This is a genomic window from Pseudoxanthomonas sp. J31 (assembly GCF_000510725.1).
Lineage (GTDB): Bacteria > Pseudomonadota > Gammaproteobacteria > Xanthomonadales > Xanthomonadaceae > Pseudoxanthomonas.
Genome location: NZ_AZNZ01000012.1, coordinates 51251 through 75092, shown reverse-complemented (window position 1 = coordinate 75092; position 23842 = coordinate 51251). Strand labels below are relative to the sequence as shown.

Genomic DNA, 23842 nt, shown 5'->3' with positions numbered 1-23842 from the left:
GTCCCGCCGTGAGCGACCTGCCCATCGTGCTGCTGCCGCTTGCCGCCGACGAGGACGCGCTGGATGCCTGCCTGGCCGCGCTCGACGCCGCCACGCCCGCCGGCACCCCGGTGTGGCTGGCCGACGACGCCCAGGCCGGCCCGCGCGGCGTGGCCCTGGTGGAGCGCTGGCTGCAGCGCACCCGGCTGCGCGCCGAGTACACCCGCCGCCCGCAGCCGGTCGGACCGGTCGCGCACCTGCAGCAGATGCTGGCCGCCTGCGGCGACGCCGACGTGGTGGTGCTGTCGCCCGACGCCCAGCCGCTGCCGGGCTGGCTGGCGCAGCTGGCCTCCTGCCTGGCGCGTGACGCCTCCATCGCCACCGCCACCCCGTGGTGCAATGCCGGCGAGGTCGCCAGCTGGCCACGCCTGGGCGAGGTCGCGCCGGCGCCGGCCGATCCGGCGCTGACCGCGCAGGCCTGCGCGGCGATGGCGCCGCGCCACCCGGAGCTGCCGACCGCGGTCGACCACGCCGTGGCCCTGCGCGGTTCGGCGCGCGCCCGCGCCGGCGGCCTGGACACGGCCAGTTTCGGCTCCTGGTATGGGGCCCTGGCCGACCTGTCGCTGCGCCTGGCCGGGCTGGGCTGGCGCAACGTGCTGTGCGAGACCGCGTTCGTCGCCCGCGGCGGCGAGGGCGGGGCGGCCCCGGGCGACCTCGACCTGCTGGCCGCGCGCTGGCCGGCCTGGCAGGCACGGCTGGCGGACTTCCTGATGCGCGACCCGCTGCGCGGCGCGCGCGCCGAACTGCAGGCGCTGCACGAGCGCCTGCGCGACAGCCGCCAGGACGACCTGTTCGACGTTGCCGGGGCCAGCGCATGAGCACGCCGGCGGACATCGCCGCGGTGGTGGTCAGCTACCGCAGCGCCTCGACCCTGGACGCCTGCCTGCACCGGCTGCGCATCGCCGACGGGGTCGCCCAGATCCGGGTGGTGGACAACGGTTCGGACGACGGCACCCTGGAGATCGCGCGCCAGCACGCGGTGGCCGACCCGCGGGTGCGCTTCATCGCCAACCCCGACAATCCCGGCTTCGCGGTGGCCTGCAACCAGGGCGCGGCGGACACCGATGCGCCGTGGCTGGCCTTCGTCAATCCCGACCTGCAGGTGGAGCGCGACTCGCTGGTGCGCCTGCGCGCGCACGCGCTCGCCCATGGCGGGCCCTGCCTGCTGGGCGCGGACCTGTACGGCGAGGACGGCGTGCACGACGGCGCCGCGCGCCGCCGCGATCCGGACTTCGCGGCGATGCTGCGCAACCCGGCGGCCGCGGCGAAGCTGGACGTGGCGGCTGATCCGGAGCGGGTGCTGCAGCCGGTGGACGCGGTGTCCGGCGCGCTGATGCTGGTGCCGCGGGAGCTGTTCGGGCGCATCGGCGGCTTCGACGAAGGCTACCGCCTGCATGCCGAGGACCTGGACCTGTGCCGCCGCGCGCGCCGGGCCGGGGCACTGGTGGCGGTGGCCAACGACGTGGCCGTGCTGCACGTGCGCGGCGTGTCCAGCCGCTCGCGCCCGCTGTTCGTGGAGTGGCACAAGCACCGCGGGCTTTGGCGCTATTTCTCCCGGTTCGAGGCCCCGCGTCGCGGCCTCGCCGTCCGTGCCGCGGTATTCGCGGCGATCTGGGTCCACTTCGCGGCGAAGCTGCCGGGGATGTGGCCACGCCGATGACGCCCCTGGAGGCGCCCATGCCGATCATCCCCTCGCTGCTGGACACCGACCTGTACAAGCTGACGATGATGCAGGCGGTGCTGCACCAGCACCCCGGCGCCCAGGTCGAGTACCTGTTCCGCTGCCGCAGCGAAGGCGTGGACCTGGTCCCGTACCTGGACGCGATCTCCGACCAGATCGACGCCCTGTGCGTGCTGCGCGCCACCCCGGAGGAACTGGACTACCTGCGCGGGCTGCGCTTCATCAAGCCGGACTTCGTCGATTTCCTCGGCCTGTTCCACTTCGACCGCAAGTACGTGCAGCTGCGCGCCAATCCGGACGAGAACGGCGGCATCGAGCTGCGCGTGCGCGGGCCGTGGCTGCACACCATCCTGTTCGAGGTGCCGCTGCTGGCGATCGTCAGCGAGCTGTACATGACCGGCACCTACGGCCCGCCGGACCGTGAGGAAGGCCTGCGCCGGATCCGCGCCAAGACCGCGCGCCTGCGCGAGGCGGTGGGCTTCGAGGACTGCGTGATCACCGACTTCGGCACCCGCCGGCGCTATTCGCACGCCTGGCACGGCGAGGTGCTGCCGCACCTGCGCGCCGAGTTCGGCAGCCACTTCGTCGGTACCTCCAACGTGTACTTCGCGCGCAAGTACCGCCTGGTGCCGCAGGGCACGATGGCCCACGAGTGGCTGCAGGCGTTCCAGGCCCTGGGCCCGCGCCTGCGCGATTCGCAGGTAGCCGCGTTCGATACCTGGGCGCGCGAGTACCGCGGCGACCTGGGCGTGGCCCTGACCGACGTGATCGGGCTGGATGCCTTCCTGCGCGACTTCGACCTGTACTTCTGCAAGCTGTTCGACGGCATGCGCCACGACTCCGGCGACCCGTTCGAATGGGGCGAGCGGATCATCGCCCACCTGCAGGCGCACCGGATCGACCCTCGCACCAAGACCCTGGTGTTCAGCGACGGCCTGGACATCGAGCGGGTGATGGCGCTGTACGACCACTTCCGCGGCCGCTGCCGCATGTCCTTCGGGGTCGGCACCAACCTCACCAACGACCTCGGCCCCAGGCCGCTGCAGATCGTGATGAAGATGGTCCGCTGCAACGACCAGCCGGTGGCCAAGCTCAGCGACAGCCCGGGCAAGACCATGGTCGACGACCCGGGCTACCTGGCCTACCTGCGTCAGGTATTCTCGGTGGCCGAGCCCCCAGAACGCTGATCCGGCGAGGGGTGTGGCGCAATGCGTCAGAAAGTGGCGTAGTGCGTCAGTTGGCTAACTGAATACTTTGGCGCTGGTTTTTGCGACGTAATTCGCATATTTTTTGTGCGCCGGTACTCGGTGCCGGTCTTGCGAAAGCTCGGGTCCGTATCCCCCTTCCCCCATTGCCCTGGCCTCGACCGGGGAGTTGCCGCATGAGCCCTGCCGACCTGCTGGACCACTACCGCTCCCGTTGCTGTTCGCCGCAATGGCAGGGCTTCGTGCGCGCGCTGTGCGAGGAACTGGAACAGGGGCTGGACGAGGCCGACCGCGCGCGCCTGATGGCGCGGCTCGGCGGGCGCTTCGCCGCAGCCCATCCGCTGCCCGAGGCGGCGACCCTGCAGGCGCTGCAGGACGCGGCCAACGCGGTGTGGTCGGCGCTCGACTGGGGCCGGGTGGAATTCGAGGAACAGCCCGACTGTGTGCTGGTCCGGCACTGCGCCTCGCCGCTGGCGGCCGCCGGCGGGACCGGGCGGCCGTGGCTTGCCGCCTACCTGGAGGGCGTCTATCGGGCCTGGTTCCACGCCGCAGGCGGCGCGCCGGTGCTGGACGTGGTGTGTACCCAGGCCGATGCCGGCCATGTCGACAGCTACGTGCTGTGCCGCGTGACCTGAGGGCCTCCCCGATGCGCGACCCGAACTCCCTGAGCAGCGGCGACGACGACGTCGCCGGACTGTTCAACCGCCTCGGCGCAGACGGCGGGGTGGACTACCGCGATTTCGGCACCCGGCGCCTGCGGACGCCGAAGCCCGCGCCTGCGCCCGCGGCAAGGCCGGCACCTGCACCTGCACCTGCACCTGCAACGGCAACGGCAACGGCAACGGCAACGGCAACGGCAACGACTCCCGCGATCGCGATTGGGGCCGGCGAAGACGCGTCCGCCGTCCCGGCAGCCCCGGCTGCCGCCCGCGCGCTGCCGCCGGCGCCGCGCACGCCGTTGCAGCAATTGTTCGACCGCCTGGCAGGGGCCAGCGCGGAGACCGGCAACGAGAGCCCGCTGCGGCGGCTGCGTGGCCACTGATCCAGCCAGGCGGGCGCCTGCCGGGTTCGGCGGGAACTGATCCGGGCGCCCGGACGCGACGAGGACATGCGAATGGGACTGGGGGACAAGCGGGAGGGAAGCGTCGTGGGCGGCAAGCTGGCGACCGCCGCGCTGTGGGTCGCCGGGCTGGCGCTGGTCGGCTTCGTGGCCAGCGTGCCGCTGGACGTGAAGCAGCAGTTCGTGCTGTCGGCGGCGGTGTTCGTCGCCGCGCTGCTGCTGCGGCGCAGTTCCAGCCGGCTGGTGGTGCTGGCGCTGATGGGCCTGTCGCTGACGATGTCCACCCGCTACATCTGGTGGCGCCTGACCCGCACCATGGACGTGGGGACCCCGCTGGACCTGGTCCTGGGCAGCGGCCTGCTCGTGGCCGAGCTGTACGCCTTCCTGGTGCTGGTGCTGGGCTACTTCCAGGTCGCCTGGCCGCTCAACCGCAGGCCGGTGCCGCTGCCGCAGGACCAGTCGCAGTGGCCCACGGTCGACGTGTTCATCCCCACCTACAACGAGCCGCTGGCGGTGGTGCGCACCACCGTGCTGGCGGCCTCGGTGCTGGACTGGCCGGAGGACAAGCTCAACATCTACGTGCTCGACGACGGCCGCCGCGAGGGGCTGCGCGAGTTCTGCGAGCAGGCCGGCGTGCACTACCTGACCCGCACCAACAACAGCCACGCCAAGGCCGGCAACATCAACGCCGCGCTGAAGAAGACCTCCGGCGAATTCGTCGCCATCTTCGACTGCGACCACATGCCCTCGCGCTCGTTCCTGCAGGTGGCGATGGGCTGGCTGGTGCGCGACCCGAAGCTGGCGGTGGTGCAGACCCCGCACTACTTCTTCTCGCCCGATCCGTTCGAGCGCAACCTCGGCACCTTCGGCAAGGTGCCCAACGAGGGCCACCTGTTCTACGGCCTGCTCCAGGACGGCAACGACGCCTGGAACGCGACCTTCTTCTGCGGCTCCTGCGCGGTGATCCGGCGCGGCCCGCTGGAAGAGGTCGGCGGCGTGGCGGTGGAGACCGTGACCGAGGACGCGCATACCGCCATCCGCCTGCACCAGCGCGGCTACGGCAGCGCCTACCTGCCGATCCCGCAGGCCGCCGGCCTGGCCACCGAGAGCCTGTCGGCGCACGTGGGCCAGCGCATCCGCTGGGCGCGCGGCATGGCCCAGATCTTCCGGGTCGACAACCCGCTGTTCGCCCGCGGCCTGAGCTTCGCCCAGCGCATCTGCTACACCAACGCGATGCTGCACTTCTTCTACGGCCTGCCGCGGATCATCTTCCTCACCGCGCCGCTGGCCTTCCTGCTGTTCGGCGCGCACGTGATCCACGCCTCGGCGCTGATGATCCTGGCCTACGCGCTGCCGCACATCGTGCAGTCGGGCCTGACCAACCTGCGGGTGCAGGGCCACTACCGCAGCCTGCTGTGGAACGAGGTCTACGAGACCACCCTCGCCTGGTACATCCTGCTGCCGACCACCATGGCGGTGATCAACCCGAAGCTGGGCAAGTTCAACGTCACCGCCAAGGGTGGCCTGGTGCAGCGCAGCTACTTCGACACCCAGATCGCCAAGCCCTACCTGTTCCTGCTGGTGCTCAACCTCACCGGCATGGCCGCCGGCATCCTGCGGCTGGTGTTCGGCGGCTCCGAGGGCGAGGTGCAGACGCTGTGGCTCAACCTCGGCTGGACCGCCTACAACATGATGATCCTCGGCGCGACCATCGCCACCTGCAGCGAGCAGCGCCAGATCCGCCGCGCACACCGCGTGCCGCTGCGCATGCCGGCGCTGCTGCACCTGCCGGACGGCACCAGCGTGCCCTGCCACACCATCGACTTCTCCACCGGCGGCATGGCCCTGCGCCCGGACGCGCCGCACCCGCTGGCCCCGGGCACCGAGGTCCAGGTCGAGCTGGGCCACCGCGGCCGCAGCTGCAGCCTGCCGGCGGTGGTGCGCCAGGACCGCGACGAGCACGGCCTGAGCCTCGAGTTCCGCGAGCTGGACCTGGAGCAGGAGCGCTGGCTGGTGGCCTCCACCTTCGCCCGCGCCGACCTGTGGCTCTCGCAGTGGGGCCGCCACGACCGCGACACCTTCCTCGGTTCGCTGGGCGGCGTGCTGCGCGCCAGCATGCGCGGCTTCGTGGCGCTGGGCCGGCACGTGGCCAGCAGCAGCCGCGAAGGCTTCCGCGGCACGCGCGCGGGGGAGAAGGCATGAACCCCCGCCACCGACCCTCCACCCAGACCACCACCGCCCGCATGCGCCTGAGAATCCCGGCCGCCTTCGCCTTCGCCTTCCTGTTCGGACTGGCCCATGCCCAGGACCCGGCCGCCGCCGCGCCGCAGGGCCAGGAGCTGCGCCAGAGCCGCGCCACCCTGCGCCAGCTGGGCGTGGACTACGAGATCACCCTGCGCGGCATCGAGGGCACCGCCGGCGTGCCGTTTCCGGTGCGCAGCGACCAGGTGGTCCAGCGCGCCACCCTGCACCTGAAGTACAGCTATTCGCCGGCGCTGCTGCCGGACCTGTCGCACCTGAAGGTCACGGTCAACGGCGTCACCGCGGCCACCGTGCCGGTGCCCGCCGAGGACGGCGGCCGCGACCTGGAGCGCGACATCGAGCTGGACCCGCGCCTGTTCGTGGACCACAACTGGATCAACCTGCAGCTGATCGGCCACTACACCCGCGACTGCGAGGACCCGGACCACACCAGCCTGTGGGCCAACATCGACCGCGGCAGCTACATCGAGCTGGCCTGGGCGCCGCTGCAGCTGGCCGACGACCTGTCGCTGCTGCCGCTGCCGTTCTTCGACCCGCGCGACACCGCGCGCCTGGAGCTGCCGTTCGTGTTCGCCGGGCAGCCGTCCAGCGCCACCCTGCAGGCGGCCGGCATCACCGCGTCCTGGTTCGGCGCCCTGGCCGGCTACCGCGGCGCGCTGTTCCCCGCCTACACCGGCATGTTGCCGGCCCAGGGCCACGCGGTGCTGTTCGGCACCCCGCGCAACCCGCCGCCGGGCGTGGAGCTGCCGGAGGTCGAGGGCCCGACCCTGGCCGTCGCCACCCACCCGCAGGACCCCAACGCCAAGCTGCTGCTGGTGCTGGGCCGCGACGAGGACGAGCTGCGCACCGCCGCCAGCGCGCTGGCGCTGGGCACCCCGCTGGCGGGCGAGCGTGCGCTGGTCCGCGACTTCCGCGAGGCCGCGCCGCGCAAGCCCTACGACGCGCCGGCCTGGCTGCCCGGCGACCGCCCGGTGCGCTTCGACGAACTGGTGCCGGACACGGCCGCGCTCAACGTGCGCGGCTACCACCCGGACCTGGTCCGGATCGGCCTGCGCCTGGCCCCGGACCTGTTCGTGTGGGAGAGCGAAGGCATCCCGGTGAACCTGCGCTACCGCTACACCCTGCCCGAGGGCGCGAACCGCTCGGCGCTGAACGTCAGCATCAACGACGCCTTCGTCGCCACCCTGCCGCTGGACGGGCGGCCGCGCGGGCGGGCGCTGCCGGTGCAGCTGTGGCACCAGGTCGCGCCGAAGGGCCGCATGCCGATCGAGCAGCCGCTGCGGTTGCCGACCGGCCCGTTCTCGGCCAGCAGCCAGCTGCGCTTCCACTTCTTCTTCGACCGTCCGGTGGCCGAGGCCTGCAAGAACACCTTCCCCGACGTGTCGGCGGCGATCGATGGCGATTCGACCATCGACGTCAGCGGCTTCGCCCACTTCATCGCCATGCCCAACCTGGCGGCGTTCGGCAACGCCGGCTTCCCGTTCACCCGCCTGGCCGACCTGGCCGAGACCGCGCTGGTGATGCCGGACAACCCCGGCGCCGACGACGTGGCCAATGCCCTGGCCCTGTTCGGGCGCATGGGTGCCTCCACCGGCTACCCGGCGCTGCGCGCGCGCGTGGTCTCCGCCGCCCAGGTCGAGCAGCACGCCGGGCGCGACCTGCTGGTGCTGGGTTCGCGCCGCAACCAGCCGCTGTTCGAGCGCTGGGCCGCGCACCTGCCGGTGGGCGGGCAGGGCGAGGACCGGCGCTTCGCGCTGAGCGACTGGATCGGGCGCAAGCTGCCGTTCCTCTCGCCGGACGCGCGCCGCACCGACCTGCCGACCACCGCCGAGGTGGCGGTGCGCCCGGAGGCCGGCGACGTGGTGCTGATGGGCTTCGAGTCGCCGCTGCGCGCGCGCCGCAGCGTGGTCGCGCTGATGGCCGACGACCCGGCGCAGGCCACGCGCCTGTTCGAGGCCTGGTTCGACCCGCAGAAGCTGGCCCTGTTCCAGGGCAGCGTGGTCCTGCTGCAGCGGGACAGGCTGGTGAGCCTGGCCGGCAACCAGACCTACCACGTCGGCCGCCTGCCGCCGCTGACGGCGATGCGCTGGTTCTTCGCCAACCACCCGTTGTGGCTGGCGGTGCTGGTGTGCGCGGGCAGCCTGCTGCTGGCGCTGCTCGCGCGCGGGCTGCTGCGGCGCCGTGCCGCCGCCCGGCTGAAGTCGGGGGCTTGATGGAGCACGCCAGCCACGGGCCGGATCCGGTCCGCCGCCACGCCCTGCGCGCGCTGCTGGCCGCGGCTGGCGCCGGCGCGCTGCCGGCGCGCCTGCGCGCCGCCATCCCGGCCCCGGCCCCGGCCTGCCCGGGGCCGTGGCGGGAATGGCAGGCGTTCGTCGCCCGCCACGTCGAGCAGGACGGGCGGGTGGTGGACTTCGCCAATCCCGACCTGCGCAGCACCTCCGAATCGCAGTCCTACGGCCTGTTCTTCGCCCTGGTCGACAACGACCAGCTGCTGTTCGAGCGGATCCTGGCCTGGACCCGCCGCCACCTCAGCGGCGGCCGCGCCGACCTCAACCTGCCGGCCTGGCTGTGGGGGCGGGCGGGCGACGGCAGCTGGCGGGTGCTGGACCCCAACACCGCCGCCGACGGCGAGCTGTGGATCGCCTACGCCCTGCTCGAGGCCGGGCGCCTGTGGAACCGCCCGGGCTTCACCGCGGCCGGGCGCCAGGTGCTGGCGCTGATGCGCAAGGCCGAGGTGGTGGACCTGCCCGGTTTCGGCACCATGCTGCTGCCGGGCAACCGCGGTTTTGCCCACGGCGACTCCTGGACCCTCAATCCCTGCTACCTGCCGCTGTTCGCGTTCCGCCGCTTCGCCCTGGCCGACCCCAAGGGACCGTGGGCGAAGCTGGCCGAGCGCAGCGTGGCCCTGCTGCGCCAGGCCGCGCCCAACGGCTTCGCCCCGGACTGGATCCGCTGGAACGGGCGCGCCTTCGTCACCGATCCGGACAAGGGGCCGATGGGCAGCTACGACGCCATCCGCACCTACCTGTGGGCCGGCATCACCCATCCGGCCGATCCGCTGCGCAAGCCGCTGCTGGAAGCGCTGTCCGGGCCGCTGCGCATGCTGCGCGCGCAGGGCGCGTTCGCCGAGAAGGTGGACGTGCGCAACGGCGTCGGCATCGGCACGCCGCCGCCGGGTTTCGCCGCCGCGCTGCTGCCGTACCTGGCCGCGCACGGCCAGGGCACCCTGGTCCGCGCCCAGGCTACGCTGGTGCCTGCCTCCGGCGCAGCCGCCGATTCGCTGCCTTACTACGACCGCTGCCTGGTGCTGTTCGGCAAGGGCTGGGTCGATCGCCGCTACCGCATCGCCGCCGACGGGCGCCTGCAACCCGCCTGGAGTACGCCATGTTCCGCCAAACGCTGAAACCGCTCTGCCTGCTGGGCCTGTCGGTGCTGGCCGCGCCGCTGGCGGCGCAGTCGCCCTCGGCCACCCAGCAGCTGGTCAACCAGGGCAACTATTGGCTCGACCAGGGCCGCGAGGACCTGGCCGCCGATGCCTGGCGCAAGCTGCTGGCGGTCGACCCCAACCAGCCGGACGCACTGCTGGGCCTGGGCCTGATCGACCTCAACCAGGGCCGCCGCGCCGAGGCGCAGCGGCGCCTGGCGCAGCTGCAGTCGGCGCATCCGGACGCGCCGCAGACCACGCGCCTGCGCATGGCCCTGGGCGGCGGGGGCGGCGGCACCAGCCAGCTGCAGGCCGCGCGCCGCGCCGCCGCCGCCGGCCGCTACGCCGAGGCAGTGCGTGCCTACGACCAGGCCTTCGGCAACGCCGCGCCGCCGGACGACCTGGCGCTGGAGTACTACCAGGTGCTGGCCGGCACCCCTGACGGCTGGGAGCGCGCGCGCGATGGCCTGCGCCGGCTGGCCGGCAACAACCCGGCGCCGGCGGTGTCGCTGGCCCTGGGCCAGGTCCTGACCTACCGCGAGCCGACCCGGCGCGAGGGCATCACGCGCCTGCGCGCGCTGGCTTCGCGCGAGGACGTCGGTGGCCCGGCGCGCGCGGCCTGGCGCCAGGCCCTGCTGTGGCTCAACGCCAGCCGCGGCGACGCCGCGCTGTACGAGGAATTCCTCAAGCTGCAGCCGAACGACCGCGAGGTCGCGGCCAAGGCCGCGCAGCTGCGCGGCCAGGGCGCGGCGGCGCAGCAGGACCCCAACCAGCGCCTGCTGGGCGAGGGTTTCCGCGCGCTGGAGGAGGGCAACGACGCGGTGGCCGAGGCGCGCTTCGCCCAGGTGCTGCGTGCGCGCCCGCGCGATCCGGAGGCGCTCGGCGGGCTGGGCTCGGTGCGCCTGCGCCAGCAGCGCTTCGCCGAGGCCGGCGAGCTGCTGCGCCCGGCCGCGGCGGCCAACCGCAAGTGGCAGCAGGCGGCGGACACCGCGCAGTACTGGCAGGCCTTGCAGGAGGCCCGCAACGGCGGGCCCGACGCCATCGCCCGGGTGTCCGCGGCGGTGCGGACGATGCCGCGCGAACCGGCCGGCCACGTGCTGCTGGCGCAGCTGCAGGAGGGCACCGATCCGGCCGGGGCCGAAGCCGGCTACCGCAAGGCGCTGGAACTGGATCCGGCCAACGCCGGCGCGCTGCAGGGCCTGGTCGGCCTGCTTGGCCGCCAGGGCCGCGCCGCCGAGGCCGCGGCGCTGTACGAACGCCTGACCCCGGCCCAGCGCGAGCAGGCCGGCGGCGCCGGCGCGCTGCGCGCGGCGCTGGCCCGCGCCCGCGCCCAGGAGGCGCTGGCCGCCGGTGACCTTGACGCGGCCCGGATCGAACTGGAAGACGCGTTGCTGGAGCAGGGCCGCGATCCCTGGCTGCGGCTGGAGCTGGCGCGCCTGTACCAGCGCGGCGGCCGCCCCGACCAGGCGCGGGCGATCATGGAAGGCCTGCTGGCCCTGGACGATTCCCCGCAGGCGCTGCACGCGGCGGCGGTCTACGCCCAGGAGCAGGGCGACTGGAACGCGGTCTACGCCACCCTCGAGCGCATCCCCGCCGGCTCGCGCGACGGCGCGATGGCGGCGCTGCACGACGTGGCCTGGATCCACGTGCAGGCCGCGCGCGCGCGGCAGCTGGCGGCGCAGCAGCGCACCGGCGAGGCGCAGCTGCTGCTGGCGCGGGTCGAGGCCTCGCTGGGCGACCGCCTGCAGCGCGCGGATGCCGCCGGCGCGCTGGCCGAGGCCTATGCCCGGATCGGCAGCCGCCAGCGCGCCCTGGTGCTGGCGCAGCGCTTGCTGTCCGGTCCCGACGCCGGCACCGAGGAACGCCTGCAATACGCCGCGGTGCTGCTGCGCGCCGGCCAGGACGCCGAACTGGCGGCGCTGCTGCGCAAGCTCGACGAGGCGCCGATGACCCCGGCCCAGGCCGCGCGCTACCGCGACCTGCGCACCGGCTACGTGCTGCGCCAGGTGGACGCGCTGCGCGAGATGGGCAACCTCGAGGCGGCCTACGAGACCCTGGCCCCGGTCCTGGCCGAACAGCCGCAGGATCCGCGTACCGTGGCCGCGCTGGCGCGGCTGTACGCGGCCGCCGGCGACCACCGCCAGGCCCTGGCGCTGTACCAGCAGCAGCTGCAGCTGGCCCCGGACGACGTCGACGCGATGGTTGCCGCCGCCGGCAGCGCCGCCGCCCTGCGCGACCTGGACACCGCCGAGTACTACCTGGGCCAGGCGCTGGCGCGCCAGCCGCAGTCGCCGGAGGTGCTGGCCGGCGCCGGCCGCGCGTACCGCGCCGCCGGGCAGAACCGCAAGGCCGAGCGCTATTTCCGTGCTGCCCTGGCCGCGCAGGCGCGCGAGGCCGGGCAGGCCGACCACGGCTATCCGGCGGCCAGCACCGCGCTGGCCGGCAGCGGCGGCCGTGCCTTCAACCCGTTCGCCGGCCTGACCGGCGGCCAGGCCCGTGGCAGGGCGTTGCGCGGCGAGCGCTTCGATCCGCTGGCCACGCCGGCCGCGGCGGCGCCGGCACCGGTGGCGATGCTGCCGGCCGCCAACGGCGCGCTGCCGCCGCCGGCGGCCACCACCGGGTTCGCGCCGGATCCGCTGCCCACGCGCGGCACCGACCTGCCGCCGCCGGCCGCGCTGCAGGCGGTCGTCCCGCAGGCGCCAGCGCAGCCGGCCCTGGCCCTGCCGGTGCCGGGCACGGCCGTGGCCAGCGCGCCGCAGCCGGCCCTGGCGGCCCCGCCGCGCGCGCAGCGCGCCAGCCCGAACCCGGTGCTGGACGAGCTGCGCGAACTGCAGGGCCAGAACAGCAGCCAGCTGGGCGTGGCCGCGGCCTACCGCAGCCGCGACGGCGAGGCCGGCCTGGGCCGGCTGGACGACCTGCAGGTGCCGCTGCAGGGCCGCTTCGCCGTGGGCGAGGGCAAGCTGCAGGTGGCGGTCACCCCGACCATCCTCGACGCCGGCAGCATGGATGCCGGGTACGGGGTGGCCAGCCGCTTCGGCGGCGGCCCGCAGGCGGCGCTGGCCGGGGCCCTGGCCGCCGACCGCGAGCCGGTGGACAAGCTGGTCGGCTCCAGCCTGTACCAGCTGCTGCTGACCCGCGGCGACACCAACGCCACCCGCAACCTGATCTACGACACCGCGCTGGCCAGCGGCCGCTACCAGGAGCTGTACAACCAGACCGACGGCGCCCTGACCGCGGCCGAGCGCCGCGCCGCGGCGCTGCAGGCGCTGTACCAGGATCCGCTGCCGGCCTACGTGCTCTCGCGCGACCTGGGCAACCTGCCGATCGGCGACATCGCCGCGCAGATCCTCGGCAACGCCACCCTGGCGCGCGGCCTCACCGCCGAGCAGCAGGCGCAGCTGCAGGGGCTGGCGCGCGGTTCCAGCGCGACCCAGACCCCGCTGGCGTTCCAGGACACGCTGTACGCGATGGTCGCCAACGCCGCCAGCGCGCGCCCGGTGGGCGCCCAGGACGCCAGCGGCGCGGGCGTGGCGGTCGCCTACGAACACGGCGGCCTGCGCCTGGACATCGGCAGCACGCCGCTGGGCTTCCGCCAGTCGCAGGTGGTTGGCGGCGTGGCGTACCGCGGCCAGGCCGGCGAGACCGTGAGCTGGGGCGTGGAGGCCTCGCGCCGGCCGCTGACCGACAGCCTGCTGTCCTTCGCCGGCGTGGAGGATCCGCGCACCGGCATGCAGTGGGGCGGAGTGACCGCCACCGGCGCCAAGGTCGAGGCGACCATGGACAACGGCCTGCTGGGCACCTATGGCAATTTCGCCTGGCACCGGCTGGAAGGCGAGAACGTGGCCGGCAACGACCGCCAGGAGGCCAGCGTGGGCGTTTACGTGCACGCGCTGGAGACCGACAACCAGTCGCTGACCGCCGGCCTCAACCTCACCGCCATGCGCCACGACCGCAACCTCAGCGGCTTCACCTACGGCCACGGCGGCTACTTCAGCCCGCAGTCGTACTTCGACCTCGGCTTCCCGGCGCACTGGACGGGGCGCAGCGCCAGCCAGCGCCTGGCCTGGCAGGTGGACGCCAGCGTCGGCGTGCAGCACTTCCGGGTCGATCCGGCACCGTACTTCCCGGACGATCCGCAGCTGCAGGCCGCCGCCTACGAGGCCGCCTCGCTGGCCGCGCTGCTGGGCCTGACCCCGCAGTACATCGAGCCGGTGTACGCGGGCCAGAGCAAGACCGGGGTGTCCTACAACCTCAGCGCGGCGGCGGAATGGCAGCTGTCGCGGCAGCTGTTCCTGGGCGGACGCATGGACCTCAACAACGCCCGCGACTACCAGCAGTTCGGCACCAACCTGTACCTGCGCTTCCTGCTGGACCGCTACGGCGGTTCGCTCGGGCGCCAGCCGCAGCCGCTGCGTTCGCCCTACGCGACCGGCGAATAAGAAAGACCCCGGGACCGGCCGCCACGGATGGCGGCGGGCACGGGCCGCCGGCTCAGCCGGCGGGCATCGCCAGGACCGTGATCTCCTCGCGGTCGTGGTACAGCTGGCGCGCGCGGATGGTGAGCGGGCGTCCGGCCTGGGCCGCGAACAGGTCCAGGCACAGCCGGGTTTCCTGCCAGCGCTTCTTCATCGGCAGCTTGAGGTTGAACACCGCCTGCCGGCACCAGCCTTCGGCGAACCACTGCGCCATGCGCGCGGCCACCCGGCTGGGCTGTTCGACCATGTCGCACACCATCCAGTCCAGCGGCTGGGCCGGTTTCCAGTGGAAGCCGTCGGCGCGCAGGTGCTCGACCAGGCCGGTGTCCAGCACGTGCTGGCGCAGCGGACCGTTGTCGACCGAGGTCACGCGCAGGTGGTGGCGGGTCAGCACCCAGGTCCAGCCGCCGGGCGCGGCGCCGAGGTCGGCCGCGGTCATGCCGGGACGCAGCAGGCGCTCGCGCTCGCTTTCGCCCAGCAGGACCAGGAAGGCCTCCTCCAGCTTCAGCGCCGAGCGCGAGGGCGCTTCCGGATGCAGCTTCAGCCGCGGGATGCCCAGCGGCCAGGGCGCGCTGTCGCGCGGGTCGGCCAGGGCCAGCAGCAGGTGGTCGCCGGCCAGGAAGCACACGTGCAGACGCGGCAGGCGCGGGTCTTCCTTCGCGCCGAGCACGCCGGCCCTGCGCAGCGCCGGGCGCAGCGCGTTGCCGAAGCTGCGTGCCAGGCCGGAGAGCGGCTTGCCGGCGTCCGAATCCGGATGCTCGACCCAGGCATCGCCCACGCGCAGGCCCTCCGGCAACGCCGCCAGCAGCGGCGCCAGCCGGTCCTTCGGATCGATCCCGCGCAGCTCGGCCAGCAGGCGCAGCTTCTGCCGCGCGAACACCAGCTCGCGGAACGGCAGGGCGCGCTCCAGCGCGCGCGCGTCGGCCGCGTCGCCGGTGACGAACAGCACGTAGCCGTCGTCGCGGCTGGCGCGGGCGTAGCCGGGGATGCCGGCGGCCGCGGCACGCTCGCCCAGCTCGGCGGCCAGTTCCGGCTCGAAGCCCTGGCGGCAGTAGCCGAGCAGTCCGTTCATCGGGTGGCCTCCGGCATCTGCGTGGATCGCATCAGTACTTGTCGCCGCCGCTCTCGCCGTAGGCGCGCAGCACTTCGCGCGCCGGCCCGCGCAGGATGTCGCGCGCCACCGCGATGCCGCGGCGCTCCAGCTCGCCGGTCCAGTCCGCCGGCAGCGGGCCCTCGTCGAACTCGGTCAGTTCCATCACGTCCTCGGCGCGGGCACCGATCAGCAGGCGGTCGATCCCGGCCCAGATGGTGGCGCCGTAGCACTGGCAGCACGGCTGCGAGGAGGTGGCCAGGGTCACCGGCGAGAGCACGTCATTGAGGCGCGGGGTCTGCAGCTTCTGCTGCGCCAGCATGTAGGCCATGTTCTCCGCGTGCGCCAGCGAGGTGGCGTGCGGCACCACCCGGTTCACGCCGGCGGCGATCACCCGGTGGTCGGGCCCGAACACCACCGCGCCGAACGGACCGCCGCTGCGCGCCTGGACGTTGCGGCGCGACAGCTCGATCGCCAGCGCCACCTTGTCCTCGTCCGTGGCATAGACGGCGGCCGGATCGACGGCCTCGTGGATCCAGACCGGGAGGGTGAGGTGGACCTGGGCGTGCAGCATGGTGTTCCTGGGAAGTACGGGGGAATCGTGCAGTGTATCGGCCTCCCCCGGCCGCGGCTAACCGGCGTGCGCGGGCGCCTGCGCCGGTGCGTGCCGCGCCGCGCACCACAGCACCCCGCCCAGCAGGCAGGCGATGGCCGCGATTTCCAGCAGCCCGGGCAGGCGCCATTCCCACAGGAAGCCGTACAGCAGGGCGAACAGGGTTTCGAACACGATCATCTGCCCGGCCAGGCTCAGTGGCAGGCGGCGGCTGGCCGCGTTCCAGAACGCGTTGCCGACCACCGAGGCGAACAGGGCCAGCGCGGAGGAGATTCCCAGCAGGCGCAGCCAGGCGCCCGGCTCGTGCGCCGATGCATCCCACAGCAGCGCCAGCGGCGCCAGCAGCAGGGCCAGGCCGCCGGTGGCCACGCCGGTCAGCAGCGACCAGTCGCGGCTGGAGATGTCCGGACGCCGCTCCAGCCAGCGTGCGTTGCCGACCGAGTACGCCGACCACGACACCAGCGCGCCGACCGCGCAGGCCAGCCCGCCGATGCTGCTGGCGGCATCGCTGTTGAGCCCGCGTCCGGCGCGCACCGCATCGACGGCCACCAGGGCCATGCCCAGCACCGACAGCACGCAGGGGCCGGCCAGCGCGCGCAGGCGCGGGCCGCTCGCATGGTGGCGGCGCACGCCGGCCACGGTGACCACCACCGGCACCAGGCCCACGATCAGCGCGGTCGCGGCGCCGCCGGCGGCGTGGATGGCGCTGGCCAGCAGCACGAAATAGAGGAGGTTGCCCAGCAGGCTCAGCGCGACCAGCGCGCGCCATTCCGCCTTGCCCAGCGGCGCGGTGGCGCGGCGCCATCGCGGTACGAGCAGGGCCAGGGCGAGCACGCCGTAGGCCAGGTAGCGCGCCACCGACTGCTGCAGCGCGCCGAAGTCCGGCAGCAGCTGCGGCGCCAGGAACACCAGGCCCCACAGCGCGCCGGCGGCCACGCCGCTGGCCACGCCCCCGGCCAGGCCCGGGTGCGTGCGCGGATGGGGGGCGGGTGGCGACATCGCGGATCGGGCGTGGCCGGCCGCGGCCGGCCACGCGACGGGTCAGGGGTGGGTCAGGGGTGGGTCAGCCGGCCCAGGTGTCGCGCAGGGTCACGCTGCGGTTGAACACCGGCGCGTCGGCGCGGTGGTCGTAGCGGTCGGCGACGAAGTAGCCGGTGCGCTCGAACTGGAACGACTGCTCCGGCGCAGCCCCGGCGGCGGCCGGTTCCACCCAGCCGCGGACGATCTTCTTCGAGTCCGGGTTGAGGTGGTCGCGGTAGGTCTTGCCGTCGGATTCGTCGTCCGGCTTCTCGACCAGGAACAGGCGGTCGTACAGGCGGATCTCCGCGGCCACGGCATGCCTGGCCGAGACCCAGTGGATGGTGCCCTTGACCTTGCGATTGGCGCCTTCCATGCCCGGGCGCGATTCCGGGTCCAGCCAGCCGCGCAGCTCGACCACGTTGCCCGCCTCGTCCTTGACCACTTCGTCGATGCGCACGATGCCGGCGCCGCGCAGGCGGGCCTCGCCGCCGGGGACCAGGCGCTTCCAGCCCTTGGGCGGGACCTCGGCGAAGTCCTCGCGCTCGATCCACAGCTCGCGCGAGAACGGCACCTGGCGCTGGCCCTGCGCCTCGTCCTTCGGGTGGTTCGGGAAGCTGAGCGACTCCTCGTGGTCTTCCGCCAGGTTGGTCAGCACCAGCTTCAGCGGGTCGATCACCGCCATGCGCCGCGGCGCGGTGGCGTCCAGGTCCTCGCGCAGGCAGCCTTCGAGCACCGAGAAGTCGATCACCGAGTTCTGCTTGGAGATGCCGACGCGGTCCACCAGCAGGCGCAGCGCGGCCGGGGTGTACCCGCGCCGGCGCAGTCCCTGCAGGGTGTACATGCGCGGGTCGTCCCAGCCGTCGACCAGGCCTTCGGCGACCAGCTGGGTCAGCTTGCGCTTGCTCATCACCGTGTAGTTGATGTTCAGGCGCGAGAACTCGATCTGGCGCGGCTTGGCGGCCTCGATCGGCAGGCCCTTGGCCTTCAGCGGCTCCAGCAGCTCCGGGTGCCCGGCCAGGTCGACGTTGTCCACGCACCAGTCGTACAGCGGACGGTGGTCCTCGAACTCCAGGGTGCACAGGGAGTGGGTGATGCCCTCGATGGCGTCGCCCAGGGAATGGGCGAAGTCGTACATCGGGTAGATCGGCCAGGCGTTGCCGGTGTTCTGGTGTTCGACGTGCTTGATCCGGTACAGCGCCGGGTCGCGCATGTTGATGTTGCCGCTGGCCATGTCGATCCTGGCGCGCAGGGTGCGGCTGCCGTCCGGGAACTCGCCGGCGCGCATGCGCCGGAACAGGTCCAGGTTCTCCTCGACGCTGCGGTTGCGGTACGGCGACTCGCGGCCCGGCTCGGTCAGGGTGCCGCGGTAGGCGCGCACTTCCTCCGGCGACAGGTCGCAGACGTAGGCCTTGCCGTCCTTGATCAGCTTCTCCGCGGCCAGGTAGTAGACCTCGAAGTAGTCCGAGGCATGGCGCAGGCTGGCCCATTCGAAGCCCAGCCAGCGCACGTCGTCCTGGATGGCACGCACGAACTCGGGGTCTTCCTTGGCCGGGTTGGTGTCGTCGAAGCGCAGGTTGCAGCGCCCGCCGAACTCGGCGGCGATGCCGAAGTCCAGGCAGATCGCCTTGGCATGGCCGATGTGCAGGTAGCCGTTGGGCTCGGGCGGGAAGCGGGTCTTGATCGCGGTGTGCTTGCCGCTGGCTAGGTCCTCGCGGACGATCTGGCGGATGAAGTCGCGCTTCTCGGGAACGGCTTCGGTGGCGGGCGTGGTGGCTTCGGACATCGTGGCGGGGGCTGCGAAGGCAAACCGCAAGTTTAGCCGAGCACCGCGGTCCCCGGGCCGCGGTGCCGCGGCCGTTCAGGGCCGCCGGACCGGCCGGGCGTATGCTCGGGGCCAGCCCATCCCCCGGGAGCCCCCATGCAGGTCGCCTACCGCGCCCATAACCTGATCGACGCCCACCTGGCCCGGCACGTGCTGGAGGACGCCGGGATCCCGGCCTTCGTCTTCGGCGAGAACCTGCTGGGCGCGGCCGGGGAGCTGCCCCTGTTCGGGGTGCTGCGGGTATGCGTGCCCGACTCCTCGCTGCCCCTGGCCGATGCAGCGTTGCGCGCCGCCGGCTTGCGGGCCGACCCGGAGGACCCCATCCCGGAGGCCGACCCCGGCCTGCTGCCGGCCTGAAGGAGACCCCATGAGCCTGGAATCCCTGCTTGGCATCGGTGCCTGGAAGCAACGCATGCCGCGCCCGGAGGACCTGCTGCCGGGCCGCCCGGACCCGCTGCCGTTGCACAACGTCCACCACGTCCACGGCCGCCCGCTGCGCGGCGAGTTCCCCGGCATGGAGCAGGTGGAGTTCGGCATGGGCTGCTTCTGGGGCGCCGAGCGCAAGTTCTGGCAGGTGCCGGGGGTGTTCACCACCGCGGTCGGCTATGCCGGCGGCGGCACGCCCAACCCCACCTACGAGGAGGTCTGCTCCGGCCGCACCGGGCATGCCGAGGTGGTGCGGGTGGTCTACGACCCGGCCCGGGTGGACTTCGCCAACTTGCTGAAGCTGTTCTGGGAAAGCCACGACCCGACCCAGGGCATGCGCCAGGGCAACGACGTCGGCACCCAGTACCGCTCGGCCATCCACAGCCATACCGCCGCCCAGCACGCGGCGGCGCAGGCCAGCCTCGAGGCCTACCAGGCGTCGCTGGCGGCAGCCGGCTATCCGCCGGTCACCACCGAGCTGCTGTACCCGGCGCCGCCGTTCTACTACGCCGAGGACCTGCACCAGCAGTACCTGTCCAAGAACCCGAACGGTTATTGCGGGCTGGGCGGGACGGGAGTGTCCTGCCCGATCTGAGCGGTGCCGCCCGCGGACGACGGCAAGCGCGGGCAGCCGGCTTGGGAGGGGCTGCCGTTCCGGGCGGGCATGGGCATGGCGCGGCGTCCAGGCGCGGCTCCGACCGGCCGTGCCTCCGTGGCGCCACCGCGGTCGTGCAGCCCGATGCACCCAAGGAAAAAGGCCGCCCTGGGGCGGCCTTTCCGGTTCGGGCCGGGGGCGGCAGGGCCGCCGTGGCGATCAGGCGCCCAGGCGGGCGCCGATGTCGGCGCGCAGGGCGTCCAGGTCCTTGGCGAAGGCGGCGATGCCTTCGGCCAGCTTCTCCGAGGCCATGGCATCGGCGGCCAGGTCGGCGGCGAAGCTCTCGGCGGTGACCGGGGCCACGGCGCGGTCCTCGCGCGGCAGCGGCGACAGCTTGCGCTCCACCACGCCGGTGGAACTGGCCAGCTGCTCGAGCAGGTCCGGCGAGATGGTCAGGCGGTCGCAGCCGGCCAGGGCCAGCACCTGGTCCACCGAGCGGAACGAGGCGCCCATCACCACGGTGGCGTGGCCGCGCTTCTTGAACTCGTTGTACACGCCGCGCACGAACTTCACGCCCGGGTCCTCGTCGATGCTCGCCGGCACCTGGCCGCGGGCCTTGTACCAGTCGAGGATGCGGCCGACGAAGGGCGAGATCAGGAACGCGCCGGCCTCGGCGCAGGCCAGGGCCTGGGTCGGGTTGAAGATCAGGGTCAGGTTGCAGTCGATGCCCTCGGCCTGCAGCTGGCGCGCGGCCTCCACGCCTTCCCAGGTGGCGGCGACCTTGATCAGCACCTTCTCGCGCGGGATGCCGCGCTCGGCATACATCTGGATGAACTTGCGCGCCTTGGCCACGGTGGCGGCGGTGTCGTGCGCCAGGTCGGCGTCGACCTCGGTCGAGACCCGGCCCGGGATCAGCTCGCTGAGCATCGCGCCCACGCCCACGGTCAGGCGGTCGGCGACCTCGTCGACCACGGCCTTGCCGGGCGCGCCCTGGGCGCGGGCCCATTCCAGCTCGCGCTCGATCAGCCCGGCGTAGACCGGCAGGTCCAGGGCCTTCTTCACCAGGGTGGGGTTGGTGGTGCAGTCCACCGGCTTGAGCCGGGCGATGGCGTCGTAGTCGCCGGTGTCGGCCACCACCACGGACAGTTCGCGCAGCTGCTGCAGGCGGGACGGGGAAGAGGTGTCGGTGCTGGTCATGTCGTTTCCTGGGATCGGGCAACGGTTGTGCCGCTCCTCCGCGGGGCGGGGATGGGCGAGTACACCCCGATTATGCGATGCTGTGGATGGTAGCGGTACCAACACGCTGCGTCCCATTCTCCGGCGTATGTGACATGCGCCGGGAAATCCTTGCCCCATGTGGATTTGCGCCATTGACAGCGCTGCCGTCGGGTGCGCCCTTTGTGATAGTTTTCCCTGCCTTTTCGGAAGCCCCTGCCAAGATGACCGACCGCCTGCGCCGCACCAAGATCCTTGCCACCCTCGGACCGGCCACCGACCCGCCGGGGGTCCTCGAGGCGCTGTTCCGCGCGGGCGTCAACGTCGTGCGGCTGAACTTCTCCCACGGCGATCCCTCCGGCCAGGCCAAGCGCGCCGCCGAGGTCCGCATCGCCGCGCAGAAGGTCGGCGCCGAGGTCGGCATCCTGGCCGACCTGCCGGGTCCGAAGATCCGCATCGAGCGCTTCGCCACCGGCAAGGTCAACCTCAAGGCCGGCGACCGCTTCGATCTGGTGGCCGAGGCCGACTTCCCGGCCGGCGACGCCACCCAGGTCGGCGTCAGCTACCTGGGCCTGCCCGGCGACGTGAAGCCCGGCGACGTGCTGCTGCTGGACGACGGCCTGATGCAGCTGCGCGTGGAGCAGGTGCAGGGCACCCGCATCGTCTGCACGGTGCTCAACGACGGCGTGCTGTCCGACCGCAAGGGCCTGAACAAGCAGGGTGGCGGCCTGTCCCTGGGCGCGCTGACCGACCGCGACCGCGAGCTGATCGGCGTGGCCGCCAAGATCGGCGTGGACTTCATCGCCGTGTCCTTCTGCCGCAACGCCGAGGACATGAACGAGGCCCGCCGCATCGCCCGCGAGCACGGCTCCGACGCGGCGCTGGTGTCCAAGATCGAGCGCACCGAGGCGATCGAGAACCTGGCCGAGATCATCGAGGCCTCCGACGTGGTCATGGTCGCCCGCGGCGACCTGGGCGTGGAGATCGGCGACGCCGAGCTGCCGGGCCTGCAGAAGAAGATCATCCGCGAGTCGCTGGCGCGCAACCGCGTGGTGATCACCGCCACCCAGATGCTGCAGTCGATGGTCGAGAGCCCGATCCCGACCCGCGCCGAGGTGCTGGACGTGGCCAACGCGGTGATCGACGGCACCGACGCGGTGATGCTGTCGGCCGAGACCGCCGCCGGTGCCTACCCGGTCAAGGCGGTGGAGGCGATGGCCCGGATCTGCCTGGGCGCCGAGCGCCAGTTCCAGACCGAGACCGACTTCAGCAAGGCCCAGCGCAACCTGGAGCGCGCCGACCAGGCCATCGCCATGGCCACCATGTTCCTGTCCGAGCACATCGGCGTGCGCGCGATCGTGGCCATGACCGAGTCCGGCGGCACCCCGCGCTACCTGTCGCGCTTCCGCGCCAAGGCCCCGATCTACGCCATCACCCGCCACGACGGCGCGCGCCGGCGCATGGCGCTGATGCGCGACGTGTTCCCGATCAACTTCGACAGCCGCGGCCTGACCCCGCGCGAGGCCGCGCGCGGCAGCATCCGCGTGCTGGTCGACGCCGGCATGCTGGCCGGCGGCGACCGCGTGGTGTTCACCTCCGGCGAGCACATGGAAACCCACGGCGCGACCAATACCCTGCGCCTGCTGGAAGTCGGGCCCGACGGCCGCGCCAGCGGCCTGGGCGACCTGTAAGGGTCGGCCGGAACCTGTCGCGACGGACGGGCGCCTGCGGGCGCCCGTCCTGTTTGCGGGCCTTGCCGGCGCGCCGGGCTGCACGGGGCGTGGCGAGGGCGGCGGCTATACTTCACGGCCCCCGTCCCCCGCGCAGGACCCCCCATGAGCATCGAACAGCTGGCCGAAACCGCGCAGGCGCTCGTCGCCCCGGGCAAGGGCATCATCGCCATCGACGAGTCCACCGCGACCATCGGCAAGCGCTTCGCCGCGGTCGGGATCGACAACAGCGGGGAGAACCGCCGCGCCTACCGCGAGCTGCTGCTCACCACGCCGAAGCTGTCCGAGCACATCTCCGGCGCGATCCTGTACGACGAGACCATCCGCCAGGCCACCGGCGACGGCGTGCCGTTCCCGCAGTACATGGCCGGGCAGGGCATCCTGCCGGGCATCAAGGTCGACAAGGGCACCGTGCCGCTGGCCGGCTACCCCGGCGAGCTGGTGACCGAGGGCCTGGACGGCCTGCGCGAGCGCCTGCAGGAGTACTACCGGCTGGGCGCGCGTTTCGCCAAGTGGCGCGCGGTGATCACCATCGGCGAGGACATCCCCACCGGCACCTGCATCGACGTCAACGCCCACGCCCTGGCGCGCTATGCGGCGCTGTGCCAGGAGCAGGGCCTGGTGCCGGTGGTCGAGCCGGAGGTGCTGATGGACGGCGGCCACGACATCGAGACCTGCTACGAGGTCACCGAGGCCGTGCTGCGCTCCCTGTTCGGCTCGCTGTACGACCAGAACGTGCTGCTGGAAGGCACGATCCTGAAGGCCTCGATGGTCATTTCCGGCAAGGACTGCCCGGAGCAGGCCGACGTGCAGGAAGTGGCCGAGTCCACCCTGATGTGCCTGAAGACCACGGTGCCGGCGATCCTGCCGGGCATCGTGTTCCTGTCCGGCGGCCAGGACGACGAGCGCGCCACCGCGCACCTGGACGCGATGAACCGGCTTGGCCCCAACCCGTGGACCCTCAGCTTCTCCTACGGCCGGGCCATGCAGCAGGCCGCGCTGCAGCTGTGGGCGCGGGACATGGAGAACAACCTGCGCAAGGCCCAGGACCTGGTCTACGCCAGGGCCAGGGCCAATGGCCTGGCCGCGCTGGGGCAGTGGCAGGGCGACTGAGCCGCCCGCCCCGCGGTGCACCCGGGAACGCCGGCCATGGGCCGGCGTTTTCCCGCTTGGCGGGCGGGTGGC

The 23842-nt window shown here is 73.1% G+C and carries 18 protein-coding genes; 13 read left to right on the top strand and 5 right to left on the bottom strand.

What is annotated here, in order from left to right; genetic code table 11:
- Positions 1-8: 8 nt before the first annotated feature.
- From PSEJ31_RS0112875 to PSEJ31_RS0112840, 9 genes are all read left to right on the top strand, one after another.
- Positions 9-857 (top strand): glycosyltransferase, encoded by an 849-nt coding sequence (locus PSEJ31_RS0112875; protein WP_028915684.1) that lies wholly within the window; start codon positions 9-11, stop codon positions 855-857.
- On the top strand, positions 854-1699 hold the full coding sequence (locus PSEJ31_RS0112870; protein ID WP_028915683.1) for a glycosyltransferase family 2 protein: 846 nt from the start codon (positions 854-856) through the stop codon (positions 1697-1699). The genes PSEJ31_RS0112875 and PSEJ31_RS0112870 overlap by 4 nt, the downstream gene beginning before the upstream one ends.
- Positions 1700-1716: 17 nt before the next feature.
- Positions 1717-2907: a nicotinate phosphoribosyltransferase gene (gene pncB / locus PSEJ31_RS0112865; RefSeq protein WP_028915682.1), complete on the top strand. Its 1191-nt coding sequence runs from the start codon at positions 1717-1719 to the stop codon at positions 2905-2907.
- Positions 2908-3101: 194 nt separating this feature from the next.
- Positions 3102-3560, top strand: a complete 459-nt coding sequence (gene bcsD, locus PSEJ31_RS0112860; protein WP_028915681.1) for a cellulose biosynthesis protein BcsD — start codon at positions 3102-3104, stop codon at positions 3558-3560.
- 11 nt (positions 3561-3571) lie between these two features.
- Positions 3572-3967 (top strand): hypothetical protein, encoded by a 396-nt coding sequence (locus PSEJ31_RS17130; protein ID WP_186828185.1) that lies wholly within the window; start codon positions 3572-3574, stop codon positions 3965-3967.
- Positions 3968-4039: 72 nt separating this feature from the next.
- Positions 4040-6187 (top strand): UDP-forming cellulose synthase catalytic subunit, encoded by a 2148-nt coding sequence (bcsA, locus tag PSEJ31_RS0112855; protein ID WP_028915680.1) that lies wholly within the window; start codon positions 4040-4042, stop codon positions 6185-6187.
- A complete protein-coding gene (bcsB, locus tag PSEJ31_RS0112850; RefSeq protein WP_125111422.1) occupies positions 6184-8460 on the top strand; it encodes a cellulose biosynthesis cyclic di-GMP-binding regulatory protein BcsB in 2277 nt (758 codons plus the stop codon). The genes bcsA and bcsB overlap by 4 nt, the downstream gene beginning before the upstream one ends.
- Entirely contained in the window at positions 8460-9650 is a 1191-nt protein-coding gene (bcsZ, locus tag PSEJ31_RS0112845; protein ID WP_028915678.1) for a cellulose synthase complex periplasmic endoglucanase BcsZ, read from the top strand. The genes bcsB and bcsZ overlap by 1 nt, the downstream gene beginning before the upstream one ends.
- Positions 9632-14110 (top strand): cellulose biosynthesis protein BcsC, encoded by a 4479-nt coding sequence (locus PSEJ31_RS0112840; protein WP_028915677.1) that lies wholly within the window; start codon positions 9632-9634, stop codon positions 14108-14110. The genes bcsZ and PSEJ31_RS0112840 overlap by 19 nt, the downstream gene beginning before the upstream one ends.
- Before the next feature lie 52 nt (positions 14111-14162).
- Here the strand turns inward: PSEJ31_RS0112840 and rlmM are convergent, their stop codons facing one another.
- The 4 genes from rlmM to PSEJ31_RS0112820 form a co-directional block, all read right to left on the bottom strand.
- Positions 14163-15218, bottom strand: coding sequence for a 23S rRNA (cytidine(2498)-2'-O)-methyltransferase RlmM (rlmM, locus tag PSEJ31_RS0112835; RefSeq protein WP_028915676.1), 1056 nt, complete (start codon positions 15216-15218; stop codon positions 14163-14165).
- 31 nt (positions 15219-15249) lie between these two features.
- Positions 15250-15810: a nucleoside deaminase gene (locus PSEJ31_RS0112830; RefSeq protein ID WP_028915675.1), complete on the bottom strand. Its 561-nt coding sequence runs from the start codon at positions 15808-15810 to the stop codon at positions 15250-15252.
- 57 nt (positions 15811-15867) lie between these two features.
- Complete coding sequence (locus tag PSEJ31_RS0112825; protein WP_051403742.1) at positions 15868-16848, bottom strand: DMT family transporter; 981 nt, start codon at positions 16846-16848, stop codon at positions 15868-15870.
- A 64-nt stretch (positions 16849-16912) separates the two neighbouring features.
- The gene (locus PSEJ31_RS0112820; RefSeq protein WP_028915673.1) at positions 16913-18652 is read right to left on the bottom strand and encodes a glutamine--tRNA ligase/YqeY domain fusion protein; all 1740 of its coding nucleotides are present in this window, start codon (positions 18650-18652) and stop codon (positions 16913-16915) included.
- 135 nt (positions 18653-18787) lie between these two features.
- Between PSEJ31_RS0112820 and PSEJ31_RS0112815 the strand changes: the two genes are divergently transcribed.
- Positions 18788-19048: a DUF2007 domain-containing protein gene (locus PSEJ31_RS0112815; protein WP_019398641.1), complete on the top strand. Its 261-nt coding sequence runs from the start codon at positions 18788-18790 to the stop codon at positions 19046-19048.
- A gap of 25 nt (positions 19049-19073) precedes the next feature.
- Complete coding sequence (gene msrA, locus PSEJ31_RS0112810) at positions 19074-19712, top strand: peptide-methionine (S)-S-oxide reductase MsrA (protein ID WP_026010520.1); 639 nt, start codon at positions 19074-19076, stop codon at positions 19710-19712.
- Positions 19713-19931: 219 nt separating this feature from the next.
- Here the strand turns inward: msrA and PSEJ31_RS0112805 are convergent, their stop codons facing one another.
- Positions 19932-20909 carry a transaldolase gene (locus PSEJ31_RS0112805; protein WP_019398639.1) on the bottom strand — a complete coding sequence of 326 codons (978 nt, stop codon included), beginning with the start codon at positions 20907-20909 and terminating at the stop codon, positions 19932-19934.
- Positions 20910-21151: 242 nt separating this feature from the next.
- Between PSEJ31_RS0112805 and pyk the strand changes: the two genes are divergently transcribed.
- Positions 21152-22618 (top strand): pyruvate kinase, encoded by a 1467-nt coding sequence (pyk, locus tag PSEJ31_RS0112800; RefSeq protein WP_019398638.1) that lies wholly within the window; start codon positions 21152-21154, stop codon positions 22616-22618.
- A 144-nt stretch (positions 22619-22762) separates the two neighbouring features.
- Positions 22763-23770 (top strand): class I fructose-bisphosphate aldolase, encoded by a 1008-nt coding sequence (locus tag PSEJ31_RS0112795; protein WP_028915672.1) that lies wholly within the window; start codon positions 22763-22765, stop codon positions 23768-23770.
- The last annotated feature ends 72 nt before the right edge of the window (positions 23771-23842 follow it).

What these genes read in the sequence shown, in the direction of transcription:
- PSEJ31_RS0112870 (WP_028915683.1), top strand. Translation starts at nt 854, where the DNA reads ATGAGCACGCCGGCGGACATCGCCGCGGTGGTGGTCAGCTACCGCAGC.
- pncB (WP_028915682.1), top strand. Translation starts at nt 1,717, where the DNA reads ATGCCGATCATCCCCTCGCTGCTGGACACCGACCTGTACAAGCTGACG.
- bcsD (WP_028915681.1), top strand. Translation starts at nt 3,102, where the DNA reads ATGAGCCCTGCCGACCTGCTGGACCACTACCGCTCCCGTTGCTGTTCG.
- PSEJ31_RS17130 (WP_186828185.1), top strand. Translation starts at nt 3,572, where the DNA reads ATGCGCGACCCGAACTCCCTGAGCAGCGGCGACGACGACGTCGCCGGA.
- bcsA (WP_028915680.1), top strand. Translation starts at nt 4,040, where the DNA reads ATGGGACTGGGGGACAAGCGGGAGGGAAGCGTCGTGGGCGGCAAGCTG.
- bcsB (WP_125111422.1), top strand. Translation starts at nt 6,184, where the DNA reads ATGAACCCCCGCCACCGACCCTCCACCCAGACCACCACCGCCCGCATG.
- bcsZ (WP_028915678.1), top strand. Translation starts at nt 8,460, where the DNA reads ATGGAGCACGCCAGCCACGGGCCGGATCCGGTCCGCCGCCACGCCCTG.
- PSEJ31_RS0112840 (WP_028915677.1), top strand. Translation starts at nt 9,632, where the DNA reads ATGTTCCGCCAAACGCTGAAACCGCTCTGCCTGCTGGGCCTGTCGGTG.
- rlmM (WP_028915676.1), bottom strand. Translation starts at nt 15,218, where the DNA reads ATGAACGGACTGCTCGGCTACTGCCGCCAGGGCTTCGAGCCGGAACTG.
- PSEJ31_RS0112830 (WP_028915675.1), bottom strand. Translation starts at nt 15,810, where the DNA reads ATGCTGCACGCCCAGGTCCACCTCACCCTCCCGGTCTGGATCCACGAG.
- PSEJ31_RS0112825 (WP_051403742.1), bottom strand. Translation starts at nt 16,848, where the DNA reads ATGTCGCCACCCGCCCCCCATCCGCGCACGCACCCGGGCCTGGCCGGG.
- PSEJ31_RS0112820 (WP_028915673.1), bottom strand. Translation starts at nt 18,652, where the DNA reads ATGTCCGAAGCCACCACGCCCGCCACCGAAGCCGTTCCCGAGAAGCGC.
- PSEJ31_RS0112815 (WP_019398641.1), top strand. Translation starts at nt 18,788, where the DNA reads ATGCAGGTCGCCTACCGCGCCCATAACCTGATCGACGCCCACCTGGCC.
- PSEJ31_RS0112805 (WP_019398639.1), bottom strand. Translation starts at nt 20,909, where the DNA reads ATGACCAGCACCGACACCTCTTCCCCGTCCCGCCTGCAGCAGCTGCGC.
- pyk (WP_019398638.1), top strand. Translation starts at nt 21,152, where the DNA reads ATGACCGACCGCCTGCGCCGCACCAAGATCCTTGCCACCCTCGGACCG.
- PSEJ31_RS0112795 (WP_028915672.1), top strand. Translation starts at nt 22,763, where the DNA reads ATGAGCATCGAACAGCTGGCCGAAACCGCGCAGGCGCTCGTCGCCCCG.